Origin of the sequence: Klebsiella oxytoca NBRC 105695 (assembly GCF_001598695.1) — a bacterium.
GTDB lineage: Bacteria > Pseudomonadota > Gammaproteobacteria > Enterobacterales > Enterobacteriaceae > Klebsiella > Klebsiella oxytoca.
In genome coordinates this window covers 63,211-76,506 of the sequence record NZ_BCZK01000018.1, presented here as the reverse complement: position 1 = coordinate 76,506, position 13,296 = coordinate 63,211, and the positions used below count along the sequence as shown (strand labels likewise).

The 13,296-nt window shown below is 54.3% G+C and carries 18 protein-coding genes; 7 read left to right on the top strand and 11 right to left on the bottom strand.

All coding sequences use genetic code 11. The features are described 5' to 3' along the window. Window positions 1-22 precede the first annotated feature (22 nt). The 9 genes from ptsN to KO1_RS23800 all read right to left on the bottom strand — a co-directional run bounded on the left by ptsN (window position 23) and on the right by KO1_RS23800 (window position 6,746). Window positions 23-511: a PTS IIA-like nitrogen regulatory protein PtsN gene (gene ptsN / locus KO1_RS23840; protein WP_004106168.1), complete on the bottom strand. Its 489-nt coding sequence runs from the start codon at window positions 509-511 to the stop codon at window positions 23-25. Window positions 512-577: 66 nt separating this feature from the next. Next, window positions 578-865: a ribosome hibernation promoting factor gene (gene hpf, locus KO1_RS23835; RefSeq protein WP_004106167.1), complete on the bottom strand. Its 288-nt coding sequence runs from the start codon at window positions 863-865 to the stop codon at window positions 578-580. A 22-nt stretch (window positions 866-887) separates the two neighbouring features. Next, entirely contained in the window at window positions 888-2,321 is a 1,434-nt protein-coding gene (gene rpoN, locus KO1_RS23830) for an RNA polymerase factor sigma-54 (protein ID WP_004115846.1), read from the bottom strand. 47 nt (window positions 2,322-2,368) lie between these two features. After that, window positions 2,369-3,094 carry an LPS export ABC transporter ATP-binding protein gene (lptB, locus tag KO1_RS23825; RefSeq protein WP_064407141.1) on the bottom strand — a complete coding sequence of 242 codons (726 nt, stop codon included), beginning with the start codon at window positions 3,092-3,094 and terminating at the stop codon, window positions 2,369-2,371. A gap of 6 nt (window positions 3,095-3,100) precedes the next feature. Beyond that, complete coding sequence (lptA, locus tag KO1_RS23820) at window positions 3,101-3,646, bottom strand: lipopolysaccharide ABC transporter substrate-binding protein LptA (RefSeq protein WP_004106163.1); 546 nt, start codon at window positions 3,644-3,646, stop codon at window positions 3,101-3,103. Then, window positions 3,615-4,190 (bottom strand): LPS export ABC transporter periplasmic protein LptC, encoded by a 576-nt coding sequence (gene lptC / locus KO1_RS23815; RefSeq protein WP_004106160.1) that lies wholly within the window; start codon window positions 4,188-4,190, stop codon window positions 3,615-3,617. The genes lptA and lptC overlap by 32 nt, the downstream gene beginning before the upstream one ends. Then, window positions 4,187-4,753 carry a 3-deoxy-manno-octulosonate-8-phosphatase KdsC gene (kdsC, locus tag KO1_RS23810; protein WP_004106158.1) on the bottom strand — a complete coding sequence of 189 codons (567 nt, stop codon included), beginning with the start codon at window positions 4,751-4,753 and terminating at the stop codon, window positions 4,187-4,189. Before kdsC ends, lptC begins: the two co-directional genes overlap by 4 nt. Window positions 4,754-4,767: 14 nt before the next feature. Next, on the bottom strand, window positions 4,768-5,772 hold the full coding sequence (kdsD, locus tag KO1_RS23805) for an arabinose-5-phosphate isomerase KdsD (RefSeq protein WP_004115845.1): 1,005 nt from the start codon (window positions 5,770-5,772) through the stop codon (window positions 4,768-4,770). Further along, on the bottom strand, window positions 5,769-6,746 hold the full coding sequence (locus tag KO1_RS23800; RefSeq protein ID WP_004106154.1) for a calcium/sodium antiporter: 978 nt from the start codon (window positions 6,744-6,746) through the stop codon (window positions 5,769-5,771). Before KO1_RS23800 ends, kdsD begins: the two co-directional genes overlap by 4 nt. A gap of 209 nt (window positions 6,747-6,955) precedes the next feature. Between KO1_RS23800 and mlaF the strand changes: the two genes are divergently transcribed. The 7 genes from mlaF (at window position 6,956) to murA (ending at window position 11,762) form a co-directional block, all read left to right on the top strand. Beyond that, window positions 6,956-7,768, top strand: coding sequence for a phospholipid ABC transporter ATP-binding protein MlaF (gene mlaF, locus KO1_RS23795; protein ID WP_004106152.1), 813 nt, complete (start codon window positions 6,956-6,958; stop codon window positions 7,766-7,768). 7 nt (window positions 7,769-7,775) lie between these two features. Further along, window positions 7,776-8,558 carry a lipid asymmetry maintenance ABC transporter permease subunit MlaE gene (gene mlaE / locus KO1_RS23790; protein ID WP_004106151.1) on the top strand — a complete coding sequence of 261 codons (783 nt, stop codon included), beginning with the start codon at window positions 7,776-7,778 and terminating at the stop codon, window positions 8,556-8,558. A 4-nt stretch (window positions 8,559-8,562) separates the two neighbouring features. Beyond that, window positions 8,563-9,114, top strand: a complete 552-nt coding sequence (mlaD, locus tag KO1_RS23785; protein ID WP_004106149.1) for an outer membrane lipid asymmetry maintenance protein MlaD — start codon at window positions 8,563-8,565, stop codon at window positions 9,112-9,114. Between the two features lie 18 nt (window positions 9,115-9,132). Next, window positions 9,133-9,768 carry a phospholipid-binding protein MlaC gene (gene mlaC / locus KO1_RS23780; protein ID WP_004106146.1) on the top strand — a complete coding sequence of 212 codons (636 nt, stop codon included), beginning with the start codon at window positions 9,133-9,135 and terminating at the stop codon, window positions 9,766-9,768. Continuing rightward, window positions 9,768-10,058, top strand: a complete 291-nt coding sequence (gene mlaB / locus KO1_RS23775) for a lipid asymmetry maintenance protein MlaB (protein ID WP_004106144.1) — start codon at window positions 9,768-9,770, stop codon at window positions 10,056-10,058. The genes mlaC and mlaB overlap by 1 nt, the downstream gene beginning before the upstream one ends. Before the next feature lie 135 nt (window positions 10,059-10,193). Further along, entirely contained in the window at window positions 10,194-10,448 is a 255-nt protein-coding gene (gene ibaG, locus KO1_RS23770; protein WP_004106141.1) for a BolA family iron metabolism protein IbaG, read from the top strand. A gap of 54 nt (window positions 10,449-10,502) precedes the next feature. Next, window positions 10,503-11,762, top strand: coding sequence for a UDP-N-acetylglucosamine 1-carboxyvinyltransferase (gene murA, locus KO1_RS23765; protein WP_004106129.1), 1,260 nt, complete (start codon window positions 10,503-10,505; stop codon window positions 11,760-11,762). 56 nt (window positions 11,763-11,818) lie between these two features. Here the strand turns inward: murA and sfsB are convergent, their stop codons facing one another. Next, window positions 11,819-12,091, bottom strand: coding sequence for a DNA-binding transcriptional regulator SfsB (sfsB, locus tag KO1_RS23760; RefSeq protein ID WP_004106127.1), 273 nt, complete (start codon window positions 12,089-12,091; stop codon window positions 11,819-11,821). 196 nt (window positions 12,092-12,287) lie between these two features. Then, window positions 12,288-13,259 carry an octaprenyl diphosphate synthase gene (ispB, locus tag KO1_RS23755; protein WP_064407140.1) on the bottom strand — a complete coding sequence of 324 codons (972 nt, stop codon included), beginning with the start codon at window positions 13,257-13,259 and terminating at the stop codon, window positions 12,288-12,290. Window positions 13,260-13,296: the final 37 nt, after the last annotated feature.

Below are 13,296 nucleotides of genomic sequence, written 5' to 3'. Positions count from 1 at the left end.
AAAGAGTAAGGTGCGACTTCCGTTATGCCTCATTGTTGCTTCCCGCTTCAGTGATGATTTCATAGAGCTCTTCATCACTTTGTGCAGCGCGCAGACGGCGGCAAATAGTTTTATCTGCCAGGCGCTTCGCCACCAGCGAGAGCGTATGCAGATGCGTTTTAGTTTGATCGGCCGGGACGAGAAGGGCAAACAGCAGATCGACAGGTTGATTGTCGATAGCATCAAAGGCAATCGGGGTTTCCAGTTGAACAAAAACGCCCACGGCCCGCAGCGTATCCTCTTCGAGTTTACCGTGGGGGATCGCAATGCCGTTACCAATCCCGGTACTGCCCATTTTCTCACGGGTGAGAATCGCCTCGAACACCACCTGGGGCGCTAAGCCTAACTGCTTTGCCGCCAGCTCGCTGATGATTTCCAGCGCGCGCTTTTTGCTCTGGCAGTGAACCTGGCTACGGGTACATTCCTGGTTAAGGACATTGCTCAGTTGTAGAGCCGAATCGTTATTTATCATAATTTCACCTGAGCTCACCCTGGCCAACCGCCTGCAGGCGGTTGGCGTAGGCTATTGCCCGGACAATTAGTGTTGTTTCAGTTTATCTTTATGTTTTGTTAACTGTCTTGCCAGCTTATCGATAAGGCCATCGATAGCAGCATACATATCCTGCCCTTCCGCACTGGCATGGATTTCGCCACCGTTGACATGCAGATTGGCGTCCGCAATTTGCGTCACCTTCTCCACTTTTAACACAATATAGACCTGATTGATCCTGTCGAAAAACTGCTCCAGTTTGCTGAACTTCGCCGTCACGAAATCGCGCATGGCGGGAGTTATTTCGACGTTGTGTCCTGTAATGTTGAGCTGCATAGTGTCTTCCTTATCGGTTGGGTCAAACCAGCTGCTTGCGCTGATTCGACGGCGGGATGGATAAAGACTCTCGGTACTTAGCAACGGTTCGCCGCGCCACCATAATACCCTGATCGGACAGCATGGTGGTGAGCTTACTGTCACTCAATGGTTTCGCGGGGTTTTCCGCGGCGATTAATTTCTTCACCAGCGCGCGAATGGCCGTCGACGATGCTTCGCCGCCGCCTTCGGTGTTCACATGGCTTGAGAAGAAATACTTCAGCTCAAAAATACCGCGTGGACTGTGCAGGTATTTTTGCGTGGTAACGCGTGAAATAGTGGATTCATGCATTTCGACGGCCTGAGCGATATCCGCCAGCACCATCGGCTTCATAAACTCTTCACCTTGTTCAAAAAAGGCCTGCTGCTGTTCGACGATGCAGCGGCTGACGCGCAGCAGGGTGTCGTTGCGGCTCTCCAGGCTCTTGATAAGCCAGCGGGCTTCCTGGAGATTGCTGCGGATAAACTGGCCGTCAGCATCATTGCGCGCGCTGTTACCCATTGCCGCATAGTGCTGATTGATCTTCAGGCGGGGAAGGCTATCTGAATTGAGTTCGACAACCCAACGATCGTGAACCTTACGCACCAGCACGTCAGGGATGACATATTCCGGCTCGCCAGTTTGAATCGACTGGCCCGGGCGCGGATCCAGCGATTGGATCAGATTCACCGCTTCCTTTAACACCTCTTCTTTCAGGCGGGTAACGCGCATCAGAGTACGGAAGTCATGGTTGGCCAGCAGATCGAGATGATCGCTGATGATCAGGCGAGCTTCATCAATCCACTGCGTCTCTTTGGCAAACTGTGAAAGCTGAACCAGCAGGCAATCGCGCAAGTCTTTCGCCGCCACGCCGACGGGATCGAAACGCTGGATGCGCTTGAGCACCGCTTCAACTTCTTCAAGTCCGATTTCATCATCGCCAATACTTTCAACGATCTCTTCGACAGGAATAGTCAGGTACCCTGTGTCATCAACGGCATCGACGATTGAGGTCGCAATGGCGCGATCGGTATCGGTAAATGGCGTGAGTTCAACCTGCCACATCAGGTAATCCTGCAGGCTTTGCGTGGTCTCGCCCTGATAGACGGGCAGTTCATCATCCTGATAATCGACGCCGTTGCCTGAGGGCGTTCCCGCGGTATAGATCTCATCCCAGCTGGCATCAAGCGGCAGCTCGTCGGGCATCTCTTTCTGCTCAAGGGCATCGACGGTATCCAGAGATTCGCGATCCTCGGCCTCTTTGGTTTCTACCTCATCGTGAAGATCGGTTTGCTCCAGCAACGGGTTGCTGTCCAGCGCCTGCTGGAGTTCTTGCTGGAGTTCTAACGTAGACAACTGCAGTAAACGAATCGCCTGCTGCAGTTGTGGCGTCATGGCAAGCTGTTGGCTTAGCCTTAATTGCAAACCTTGCTTCATATTCAGGGCCAATATCTCCGGCTAAAACGTCTGGAACCTCTACCCTATCAGAGTCTGAAGTCTTCCCCAAGATACACGCGCTTAACCTGCTCGTCTTCAAGGATTTGCTGTGGCGTACCGTGAGCAATCAGGTGGCCCTGGCTGACGATATAAGCGCGTTCGCAAACGGCCAGCGTTTCCCTGACGTTATGGTCGGTAATCAACACGCCGAGGCCGCTGTCGCGCAGGTGTTCAATAATACGTTTGATGTCGATAACGGAAATGGGGTCAACGCCGGCGAAGGGTTCATCAAGCAGGATGAATTTCGGATTAGCGGCCAGCGCGCGGGCGATTTCAACGCGGCGGCGTTCACCACCGGAGAGCGCCTGACCGAGACTGTCGCGCAGGTGCTCAATGTGAAACTCTTCCATGAGCTCTTTCGCGCGATCTTCACGCTGTTCGGTGCTCAGGTCGTCGCGAATCTGCAATACCGCCATCAGGTTATCGTATACGCTCAGGCGGCGAAAAATAGAGGCTTCCTGAGGGAGATAGCCGATTCCGCGACGCGCGCGCGCGTGCAGCGGCAGCAGGCTAATATCTTCGTTATCGATGATAATATTCCCTGCGTCGCGCGGTACGATGCCAACGACCATATAGAAGGTGGTCGTTTTACCGGCGCCGTTTGGGCCGAGCAGGCCTACAATTTCGCCCGAGTTCACGGTCAGACTGACATCTTCCACGACGCGGCGGCCTTTATAGGCTTTAGCAAGGTTCTTTGCAGTTAATGTTGCCATAACGAATTACTTACCTTTCTTTGACTGATCGCCACTTTTGTCCTGCAGCTGCGAAGGAACCAGAACCGTGGTCACGCGCCCGCCTTTATTGCTGAAAGCCTGCATTTTTTGTTCTTTCACCAGGTAAGTGATTTTGTCACCCTGGATATTGCTATCGACCTGCTCCAGATGCGCATTGCCGGTCAGGACGACAAAGTCATTTTGCAGTTCATAATGCATTTTCGACGCGCGGCCTTTCACCGGCTTGCCGTTGTCCTGCATCTGGTAGAAGGTGGCAGGGTTACCGTAGCCATCGATAACCTCTTTACCTTTTTCGCCGCCAGGACGGGTCACAACGACTTTGTCGGCATTGATTTTGATGGTTCCCTGAGTGACGACAACATTCCCCGTAAAGGTCACGACGTTGCCCTGCATATCCAGCGACTGCTGATCGGATTCAATGTGAATCGGCTGATCGGTATCACCCGTCTTTGCCTGAGCCGACAGGCTGGCCGCCAGTAAGGCGCTGGCGAGCGCAATCTTAAGGCTGAGTTTGTTTGTTCTGAATTTCATATGAGGTTCTAACCTTTTCAATCAGCTCGGCATTTTTGCTGCGCAGGTTCCCGCGCATTTTCAGGCCGCTGGAATTAAATGTTGTTCCGTACAACGTCACCATGTCATCGGAGGTAACATCCTGCGTCACCAGGTTTATCTGGGCGTTATCCGTCGTAATTTTGCGCAGTTGAGAGTCAGCCGACAGCGCATCGACTTCAACGTGCCCGTAAAGATACAGCATGCGATCATTGGTCAACTTAGCTTTATCCGCTTTGATAGACCAGGTTGGTGCTTTATTCGTATCAAAGGTGGTCATCACCGGTTTGGCAAACCACGACAGCTGCTGCGCGGAGAAGTACTCCACGTGTTCAGCGATGAGCCGGTAGTTAAGCGCCCCCTCGGGACTATACACGACGGTATCGGTATGTTCGCTGGTATACGTTGGGTCATCAGGATTGATCGCTTGCTGGGTGGTATCGTCCGTACTCGCCAGGTTCAGGCCGATCAGAATCAGCGCGACCAGCGACAGTAAAATGATAACCCAACGTCTGGTTTTACTCATATAGATTGCCCTTTGGCCTCATCCAGCTTGCCCTGCGCCAATAGTAGCAAATCGCATACTTCCCGTACCGCTCCGCGACCGCCGTTAATACGCGTGACGTAATCCGCGCGCGGGAGCAGCAACGGATGCGCATCGGCTACCGCTACACTTAAACCCACTTTAGCCATCACCGGCCAATCAATCAGATCGTCGCCAATGTAGGCGACTTCATCAGCATCAACGGCCAGCTTATTCAATAGTTCATGGAACGCCAGCAGCTTATCGGACTGTCCCTGGTACAGATGCCTGATGCCCAGCGTTTGGCAGCGATCTTCCACCAGTTTAGCTTTTCGCCCGGTAATTATCGCCACTTCAATATCTGAAGTCAGGGCGCAGCGGATGCCGTAGCCATCGCGCACGTTAAACGCTTTCAGCTCTTCACCGTTATTGCCCATGTAGATAACGCCGTCGGATAGAACGCCGTCCACATCAAGTATGAGTAAACGGATTTTTGCCGCCCGGTCAATAAAGTCCTGGCTCACCGGCCCATAGCAGGTCGCGATCAGGGCATCAGCATTATTCATTATTTTTTCCTTACTTACACTACGCCCGCGCGCAGGAGATCGTGCATATGTATCACACCTACCAGGCGGTCGCCATCGGCAACCAGCACGCAGGTGATATGACGGGACTGCATCAGGTTGAGCGCATCAACGGCCAGAGTGCCGGGACGGATACGGATACCGCCTCGCGTCATCACCTCGGCAATGCTGGCGTTACGCATATCAATACCGGTATCAAATACGCGGCGCAGATCGCCATCGGTGAAGATGCCGATGATATTCATCTCATCATCGCAAATGGCAGTCATGCCTAAATTTTTGCGCGTGATTTCCAGCAGCGCATCGCGCAGCGTAGCCTCCAGGCTCACGTGCGGAATTTCATCACCGGTGTGCATGATATCATTGACCCGCAGCAGTAGCTTACGGCCCAGCGCGCCGCCGGGATGCGATAGCGCAAAATCCTCTGCGGTAAAACCGCGGGCTTCCAGCAGCGCTACGGCAAGCGCATCGCCCATGACCAGCGCGGCGGTGGTGCTGGATGTCGGAGCCAGCCCTAACGGGCAAGCCTCTTTGGGCACCTTTACGCACAGATGAATATCCGCCGCGCGCGCCATGCTGCTGTCCGGTCGGCTGGTGATACAAATCAGCGACACCTGCTGGCGCTTAAGCACCGGGATCAGGGCGAGAATTTCGTTTGATTCGCCGGAGTTGGACAGCGCAATCACCACATCGCAGGGGGTGACCATACCCAAATCGCCGTGCGCGGCCTCTCCGGGGTGAACGAAGAAAGATGAAGTACCGGTGCTGGCAAACGTCGCCGCCATTTTTCGCCCGATATGGCCGGATTTGCCCATCCCCATCACCACAACTTTACCGTTACAGCGGAAGATGGTCTCACAGGCACGGGTAAAATCTTCATTAATATATTGATCGAGCTGGGCCAGACCTTCACGTTCAATTTCCAGAACCTCACGGCCTGCCCGTTGAAAGTCAAAATCCGCTGGCAAATCTGTTTGCGACATAATGTTATCCCGAATCATTCAACGAAGAGCGGCGCTGTCCAGTACAGCATCGCTAACCAAAGCATAAAACCGCCAACCAGCAGGGCGCCGGCAAGGCGACCTGGCTGCTGCTTACGGCGCCAGCACAGCGCAGCGAAGATCAGGCTGACCAGCAGCATAACGCCATAGTCGCGGGTAAAGGCCTCGGCGGCAAAGGTACCCGGCGCAATCAGCGCGGGGAGCCCGAGGACCAGTACAATATTCAGAATATTAGCGCCAATGATATTGCCGATGGCGATATCGTTCTCGCCTTTGCGCGCTCCGGCAATGGCGGTAGCCAGCTCGGGCAGGCTGGTGCCTATCGCGACGACCGTTAAGCCGACGGTCAGTTCGCTGATGGCAAAAAAGTTCGCCAGAACCGTGGCGTTATCAACGACCATTCGCGTGGCCATCGGCATCACTATCATCGCAACGCCCAACCAGAGCAGCGCGACGGGAAGCGAACCCTCCCGCGGCAGCTCCGCCAGCTGTTCGCGGGTCAGGCTGTCGTTCCCCTGACGCTCTGCCAGGCGGGCGATTTTAATGGTAAACAGCAGCCATAATATGGCCAGCGCCAGCAAAAAAAGGCCGTCTATCCGCGTGAGCTGCCCGTCGTACAGTACGAATCCCGCCAGTAAACTGACCAGCAACATTAACGGCAATTCGCGGCGCAGGATATCAGAATGCACGGTAAAAGGTTGAAACAGAGCCGTGAGGCCGAGGATCAGCAGGATGTTGGTGATATTCGATCCGAGAGCCGTTCCGATCGCTAAATCGGTTTGCCCATGCAGAGAAGCGGCGGCGGAAACGATCGTTTCCGGTAAGCTGGTTCCGATGCTTACCACCGTCATGCCAATAATCAGGGGAGGGATCCCCAGCATACGGCAGAGTATTGAAGCGGCGTAGACCAGACGATCGGCGCTGTAGACAACCAGCAATAAACCAATAATTAACAGAGCCGTCGCTAAGAGCATCTAAAGTCCTTTATTCAGGTATAATCGTCGCCTCGCTGGCCGTCCGTAGGCAGCGTAACGAATTCTTAATTTTGACTTTATGTGTGCCAAAAGTAAAACAAATGCCAGCTTTCGCTAACCTGGGCAGGTAAGATTCTGTAAAAATGTTGGGTTTGTGGTGAAAGAAAGCGCCATGCTTAGCCCGAAGGGTGTCTAGTAAGGATGATTTTATGAGCCAGAGTTTGGCGAATCTAGTCGAAGTGCGCGGTATTCGCTTCTCGCGGGGCGATCGCGTGATCTTCGATGATATCTCGCTATCGGTACCCCGCGGAAAGATCACCGCGATTATGGGGCCATCAGGGATCGGCAAAACCACCCTGTTACGCCTGATCGGCGGCCAGATCCCGCCGGACAAGGGCGAGATCCTGTTTGATGGTGAAAACGTACCGCAGATGTCGCGCTCGCGCCTGTACACCGTGCGCAAGCGTATGAGCATGCTGTTTCAATCCGGCGCGCTGTTCACCGACATGAACGTGTTTGATAACGTCGCCTATCCGCTGCGCGAGCATACTCGTCTGCCGGAAGCGCTGCTGCACAGCACAGTAATGATGAAGCTGGAAGCCGTCGGCCTTCGCGGAGCCGCTAAGCTGATGCCTTCCGAACTTTCGGGGGGGATGGCGCGCCGTGCTGCGCTGGCGAGGGCGATTGCGCTGGAACCTGATCTCATCATGTTCGATGAGCCCTTTGTCGGACAGGACCCCATTACGATGGGGGTACTGGTGAAATTGATTTCTGAACTCAACAGCACCCTGGGTGTCACCTGTATCGTAGTTTCGCATGATGTGCCGGAAGTGCTCAGCATTGCGGACTTTGCGTATATTGTGGCGGACAAAAAAGTCGTGGCGCATGGGAGCGCGCAGTCGCTGCGTGAAAATGCCGATCCTCGCGTTCGTCAGTTCATTGATGGTATCGCTGACGGCCCGGTGCCGTTCCGCTATCCGGCGGGTGATTATCATCATGATTTATTGGGCAAAGGGAGTTAAGCGACTCATGTTGTTAAATGCGCTAGCCGCGCTCGGGCATCGCGGTATTAAAACTATCGCGACGTTCGGGCGTGCTGGATTGATGCTCTTCAACGCAGTTGTGGGCAAGCCTGAGTTTCGCAAGCATGCGCCGCTGCTGGTACGCCAGCTGTATAACGTTGGCGTGCTGTCGATGCTGATCATTATTGTATCGGGGCTGTTCATCGGTATGGTGCTGGGTCTGCAGGGCTATCTGGTGTTAACCACCTATAGCGCTGAAACCAGCCTCGGCATGCTGGTGGCGCTGTCGCTGCTGCGTGAACTGGGGCCGGTTGTTGCCGCGCTGTTGTTTGCCGGACGTGCCGGTTCGGCATTGACGGCCGAAATTGGCCTGATGCGCGCCACTGAACAGCTCTCCAGCATGGAGATGATGGCGGTCGACCCGCTTCGCCGCGTGATTTCACCGCGTTTCTGGGCCGGGGTGATTTCACTGCCGTTGCTAACCATTATTTTTGTGGCGGTCGGCGTATGGGGCGGTTCGCTGGTTGGGGTTAACTGGAAGGGCATTGATGCCGGCTTCTTCTGGACGGCGATGCAAAATGCCGTCGACTGGCGGATGGATCTGGTCAACTGCCTGATTAAGAGTCTGGTTTTCGCCATTACGGTAACATGGATCGCGTTATTTAACGGTTATGACGCTATCCCCACTTCCGCCGGGATTAGCCGGGCGACGACGCGTACGGTAGTACATGCGTCGCTGGCGGTTCTGGGGCTGGATTTTGTGCTGACTGCGCTGATGTTTGGGAATTGAGTTCATGCAAACGAGAAAAAATGAAATCTGGGTTGGGGTATTCTTACTGGTTGCGCTGCTGGCGGCGCTGTTTGTCTGCCTGAAGGCGGCAAACGTGACCTCTATACGTACTGAACCGACCTACCGGCTCTATGCCACTTTTGACAATATCGGCGGTCTGAAAGCGCGCTCACCGGTGCGAATTGGCGGCGTGGTCGTAGGACGTGTGGCGGATATTACCCTCGATCCTAAAACCTACCTGCCTCGCGTGGCTCTCGATATTGATGAGCGCTATAACCATATCCCCGATACCAGCTCGCTGGCGATCAGAACTTCCGGTCTGCTGGGCGAACAGTACCTGGCGATGAACATCGGGTTTGAAGACCCTGAGCTGGGAACGGCTATCCTTAAAGATGGCGGCACCATTCAGGACACCAAATCCGCCATGGTGCTGGAAGATTTGATAGGCCAGTTCCTCTATAACAGTAAAGGTAGTGACAATAAGAATTCTGGCGATGAACAGGCTGCTGGAGAGAGCCATACTGACGCTACGCCGCCTGCCGGCACGACGCATTAATTTCAGGAGAGAGAAGACATGTTTAAACGCTTACTAATGGTCGCCATGCTGGTGATTGCCCCATTGACTGCGGCTACCGCCGCGGACCAGTCCAATCCGTATAAGCTGATGAACGAAGCGGCGCAGAAAACCTTCGACCGCCTGAAAAACGAGCAGCCGAAGATTCAGGCTAACCCGAACTACCTGCGCGAAATCGTCGATCAGGAATTGCTGCCGTACGTTCAGGTAAAATACGCCGGTGCGCTGGTGCTGGGCCGTTATTACAAAGAAGCGACCCCGGCGCAGCGTGAAGCCTATTTTGCCGCCTTCCGTGAATATCTGAAGCAGGCCTACGGCCAGGCGCTGGCGATGTACCACGGTCAGACCTACCAGATAGCGCCGGAGCAGCCTCTGGGCGATGCGACTATTATCCCTATCCGCGTCACGATCCTTGACCCGAATGGTCGTCCGCCGGTGCGCCTGGATTTCCAGTGGCGTAAAAATACCCAGACCGGCAACTGGCAGGCGTACGACATGATTGCGGAAGGGGTGAGCATGATCACCACTAAACAAAATGAGTGGAGCGACCTGCTGCGCACCAAAGGCGTTGATGGCCTGACGGCACAGCTGAAGGCAAGCTCCGCGCAGCCGATTACCCTGGAACAGAAAAAATAATGACCGGGCAGCTGAGCTGGGCTCGCGATGGTGAGACGCTGGCGCTGCGCGGAGAGCTGGATCAGGATCTCCTGGTCCCGCTGTGGGATGCACGCGCTCAGGCGACGGATGGCGTGTCGGCAATTGACCTGAGCGCAGTGACCCGCGTGGATACCGCCGGACTGGCGCTATTGGTGCATTTTATCGCGCTGATTCGTCGGCAGGGTCGGGAAGCGAAATTGATCGGTAAGAGTGAAAATCTGCAAACCCTGGTCAGGTTATATAACCTTCCTGCTGATATGATCCCATAAATTTTTCAGTGCCTTACTGCTGAAGCTATTCTGAAAGCCCCATCAAACTTTTCGATGGGGCTTTTTGCTTGTTTAAGACAGCGCCACTTTCCTCTAAGATGTTGGGCTGTTTTCACTATCAGATAAATGTAGCCCATGGAAAATCATGAAATTCAGACCGTGCTGATGAACGCACTCTCCCTTCAGGAAGTCCACGTCTCTGGCGATGGCAGCCACTTTCAGGTTATTGCTGTGGGTGAGATGTTCGACGGCATGAGCCGGGTCAAGAAGCAACAGGCTATCTACGCCCCGCTGATGGAATATATTGCCGATAACCGCATCCATGCTCTGTCGATTAAAGCGTTTACTCCGCAGGAGTGGGCGCGAGACCGCAAACTTAATGGCTTATAAGCTGTGGGGATGTTCCCCGCAGCGTATGTGAATTCTTAACAGAGAACAGAATCAATGGATAAATTCCGTGTTCAGGGGCCAACTCGCCTTCAGGGCGAGGTCACCATTTCCGGCGCGAAAAATGCCGCCCTGCCAATCCTCTTTTCCGCGCTATTAGCCGAAGAGCCGATTGAGATCCAAAACGTACCGAAGCTGAAAGACATCGATACCACCATGAAACTGCTGAGCCAGCTGGGCGCGAACGTTAAGCGCAACGGCTCCGTTTGGATTGATGCCGGCCCGGTCGACGTTTTCTGTGCTCCGTATGATCTCGTTAAAACTATGCGCGCGTCTATTTGGGCGCTGGGGCCGCTGGTGGCCCGCTTTGGCCAGGGTCAGGTTTCACTGCCTGGCGGCTGCGCTATCGGCGCGCGCCCCGTTGATTTACACATTACCGGCCTTGAGCAGCTGGGCGCGGAAATCAAACTGGAAGAAGGGTATGTTAAGGCGTCGGTCAACGGCCGTCTGAAAGGCGCGCATATCGTGATGGACAAGGTCAGCGTTGGCGCAACCGTGACCATCATGAGCGCAGCGACGCTGGCGGAAGGCACGACCGTTATCGAAAACGCCGCGCGTGAGCCGGAAATTGTTGATACCGCAAACTTCCTTAATACGCTGGGCGCGAAAATCAAAGGTCAGGGTACCGATCGTATCACCATCGAAGGCGTAGCGCGCCTCGGTGGCGGCGTGTACCGCGTTCTGCCGGATCGTATTGAAACCGGGACGTTCCTGGTGGCAGCGGCGATTTCTGGCGGTAAGATTTTGTGCCGCAATGCTCAGCCCGATACCCTGGATGCGGTTCTGGCGAAGCTACGTGATGCCGGCGCGGATATCGAAACGGGCGAGGACTGGATTAGCCTCGACATGCATGGCAACCGGCCGAAGGCTGTCAACGTGCGTACTGCCCCACACCCGGGCTTCCCGACCGACATGCAGGCCCAGTTCACATTACTGAATCTGGTTGCTGAGGGAACAGGGGTGATCACCGAGACGATCTTCGAAAACCGTTTTATGCATATTCCGGAACTGATCCGTATGGGTGCGCATGCGGAAATCGAAAGCAACACGGCGATTTGCCACGGCGTGCAGCAGCTTTCTGGCGCTCAGGTAATGGCGACGGATCTGCGCGCGTCAGCCAGCCTGGTACTGGCGGGCTGTATCGCGGAAGGTACGACGATTGTCGATCGTATTTACCACATTGACCGCGGCTACGAGCGTATCGAAGACAAACTGCAGGCGCTGGGCGCGAATATCGAACGCGTCAAAGGCGAATAAGCCTGTAGCAGCAGCCCTCTGACGTTGGTCCGGGGGCTGTTTTCTGCAACCTCGCTTTACTTGTTATTCTTCCTCTGACGCATCATCTGCGTTCTGTCGATAAACTGATGGGTATGGGGATCGTGATAGCGCGATGGCCATATCACCCACGGATCGGTTTCCAGCGCATTCGCAATAATCAGCTCGCCTTTGGGCCAGGGACGAGTCAACGCGTTGGCAAGCGTTGAAGAACTTAAACCATTACGCCGCGATTCAGCTGCCAGCGACGTCCCTTTTTTGCGTAATCCGGCAATAATATCCGCCGGATGCCAGTCGATGAACTTATCCATAAATTCTCCTGGTATTAAACATTCCGTTCGTCCTTAATGGGCGACAAAATGACTATACCTTGAGTTCCAGTAATGTTCTAACAAGTTCTTTTAATGGATGGGATATTAGGAATATATCAAGAAATAAAGCAGATTTTGAGTTTACAGGAGTTTACTGGAACTTTCCCGCGATTGACGCGGGAAAGGAGGGCGGGAATTAATGATCGCGCTGTACAGCGATGTGGGCGAGGCCAATTAGCGCTTCCCGCCATGGAGAATCGGGAAGGACCTGAAGCGCGGCAATAGCTTTATCAGCTTCTTCCTCCGCGCGTTTTTGGGTCCATTCAAGCGAACCACAGGTGGCCATGGTTTCCAGCACGGCTTCAAGAAGATGACGACCGTTACCCTGTTCAATCGCTCCGCGGATCATGGCGGATTGTTCGGCGTTGCCGTGCCGCATCGCGTGCAGCAGCGGAAGGGTAGGTTTGCCTTCATTCAGATCGTCACCGACGTTTTTACCGAGACGCTCGCCATCTGAACTGTAGTCCAGCAAATCATCGATCAGCTGGAAAGCGGTCCCCAGATAGCGTCCGTAATCCTGTAACGCTTTTTCTTGTTCCGCGGTACAGTCGGCCAGAATACCGGAGCACTGAGCTGCGGCTTCAAACAGACGGGCAGTCTTGCTGTAAATAACCCGCATGTAGTTTTCTTCGGTAATGTCCGGATCGTTGACGTTCATCAACTGCAGCACTTCGCCTTCAGCGATAACGTTAACGGCTTTCGACATCACTTCCAGAACTCTCAGCGAGCCAAGGCTGGTCATCATCTGAAAGGCGCGGGTGTAGATGAAATCACCAACCAGCACGCTAGCGGCATTACCAAAAGCGGCGTTTGCTGTGGCTTTTCCGCGGCGCATATCAGACTCATCGACGACATCATCATGCAGCAGGGTGGCGGTGTGGATAAATTCGATCAGCGCGGCAATGGCGACATGAGCGTTGCCCTGATATCCAACGGCACGCGCGGCCAGTACGGCGATCATCGGACGAATGCGTTTACCGCCTCCGCTAACAATGTAATAGCCTAACTGATTGATAAGCTGAACATCAGAGTCGAGTTGCTCAAGAATTGTCGCATTGACGCCCGCCATATCCTGCGCGGTTAACTCATTGATTTTTTCTAAATTCATCGCAAAAGCCGGGCCAAATGTCCTGTTATCGCGTATC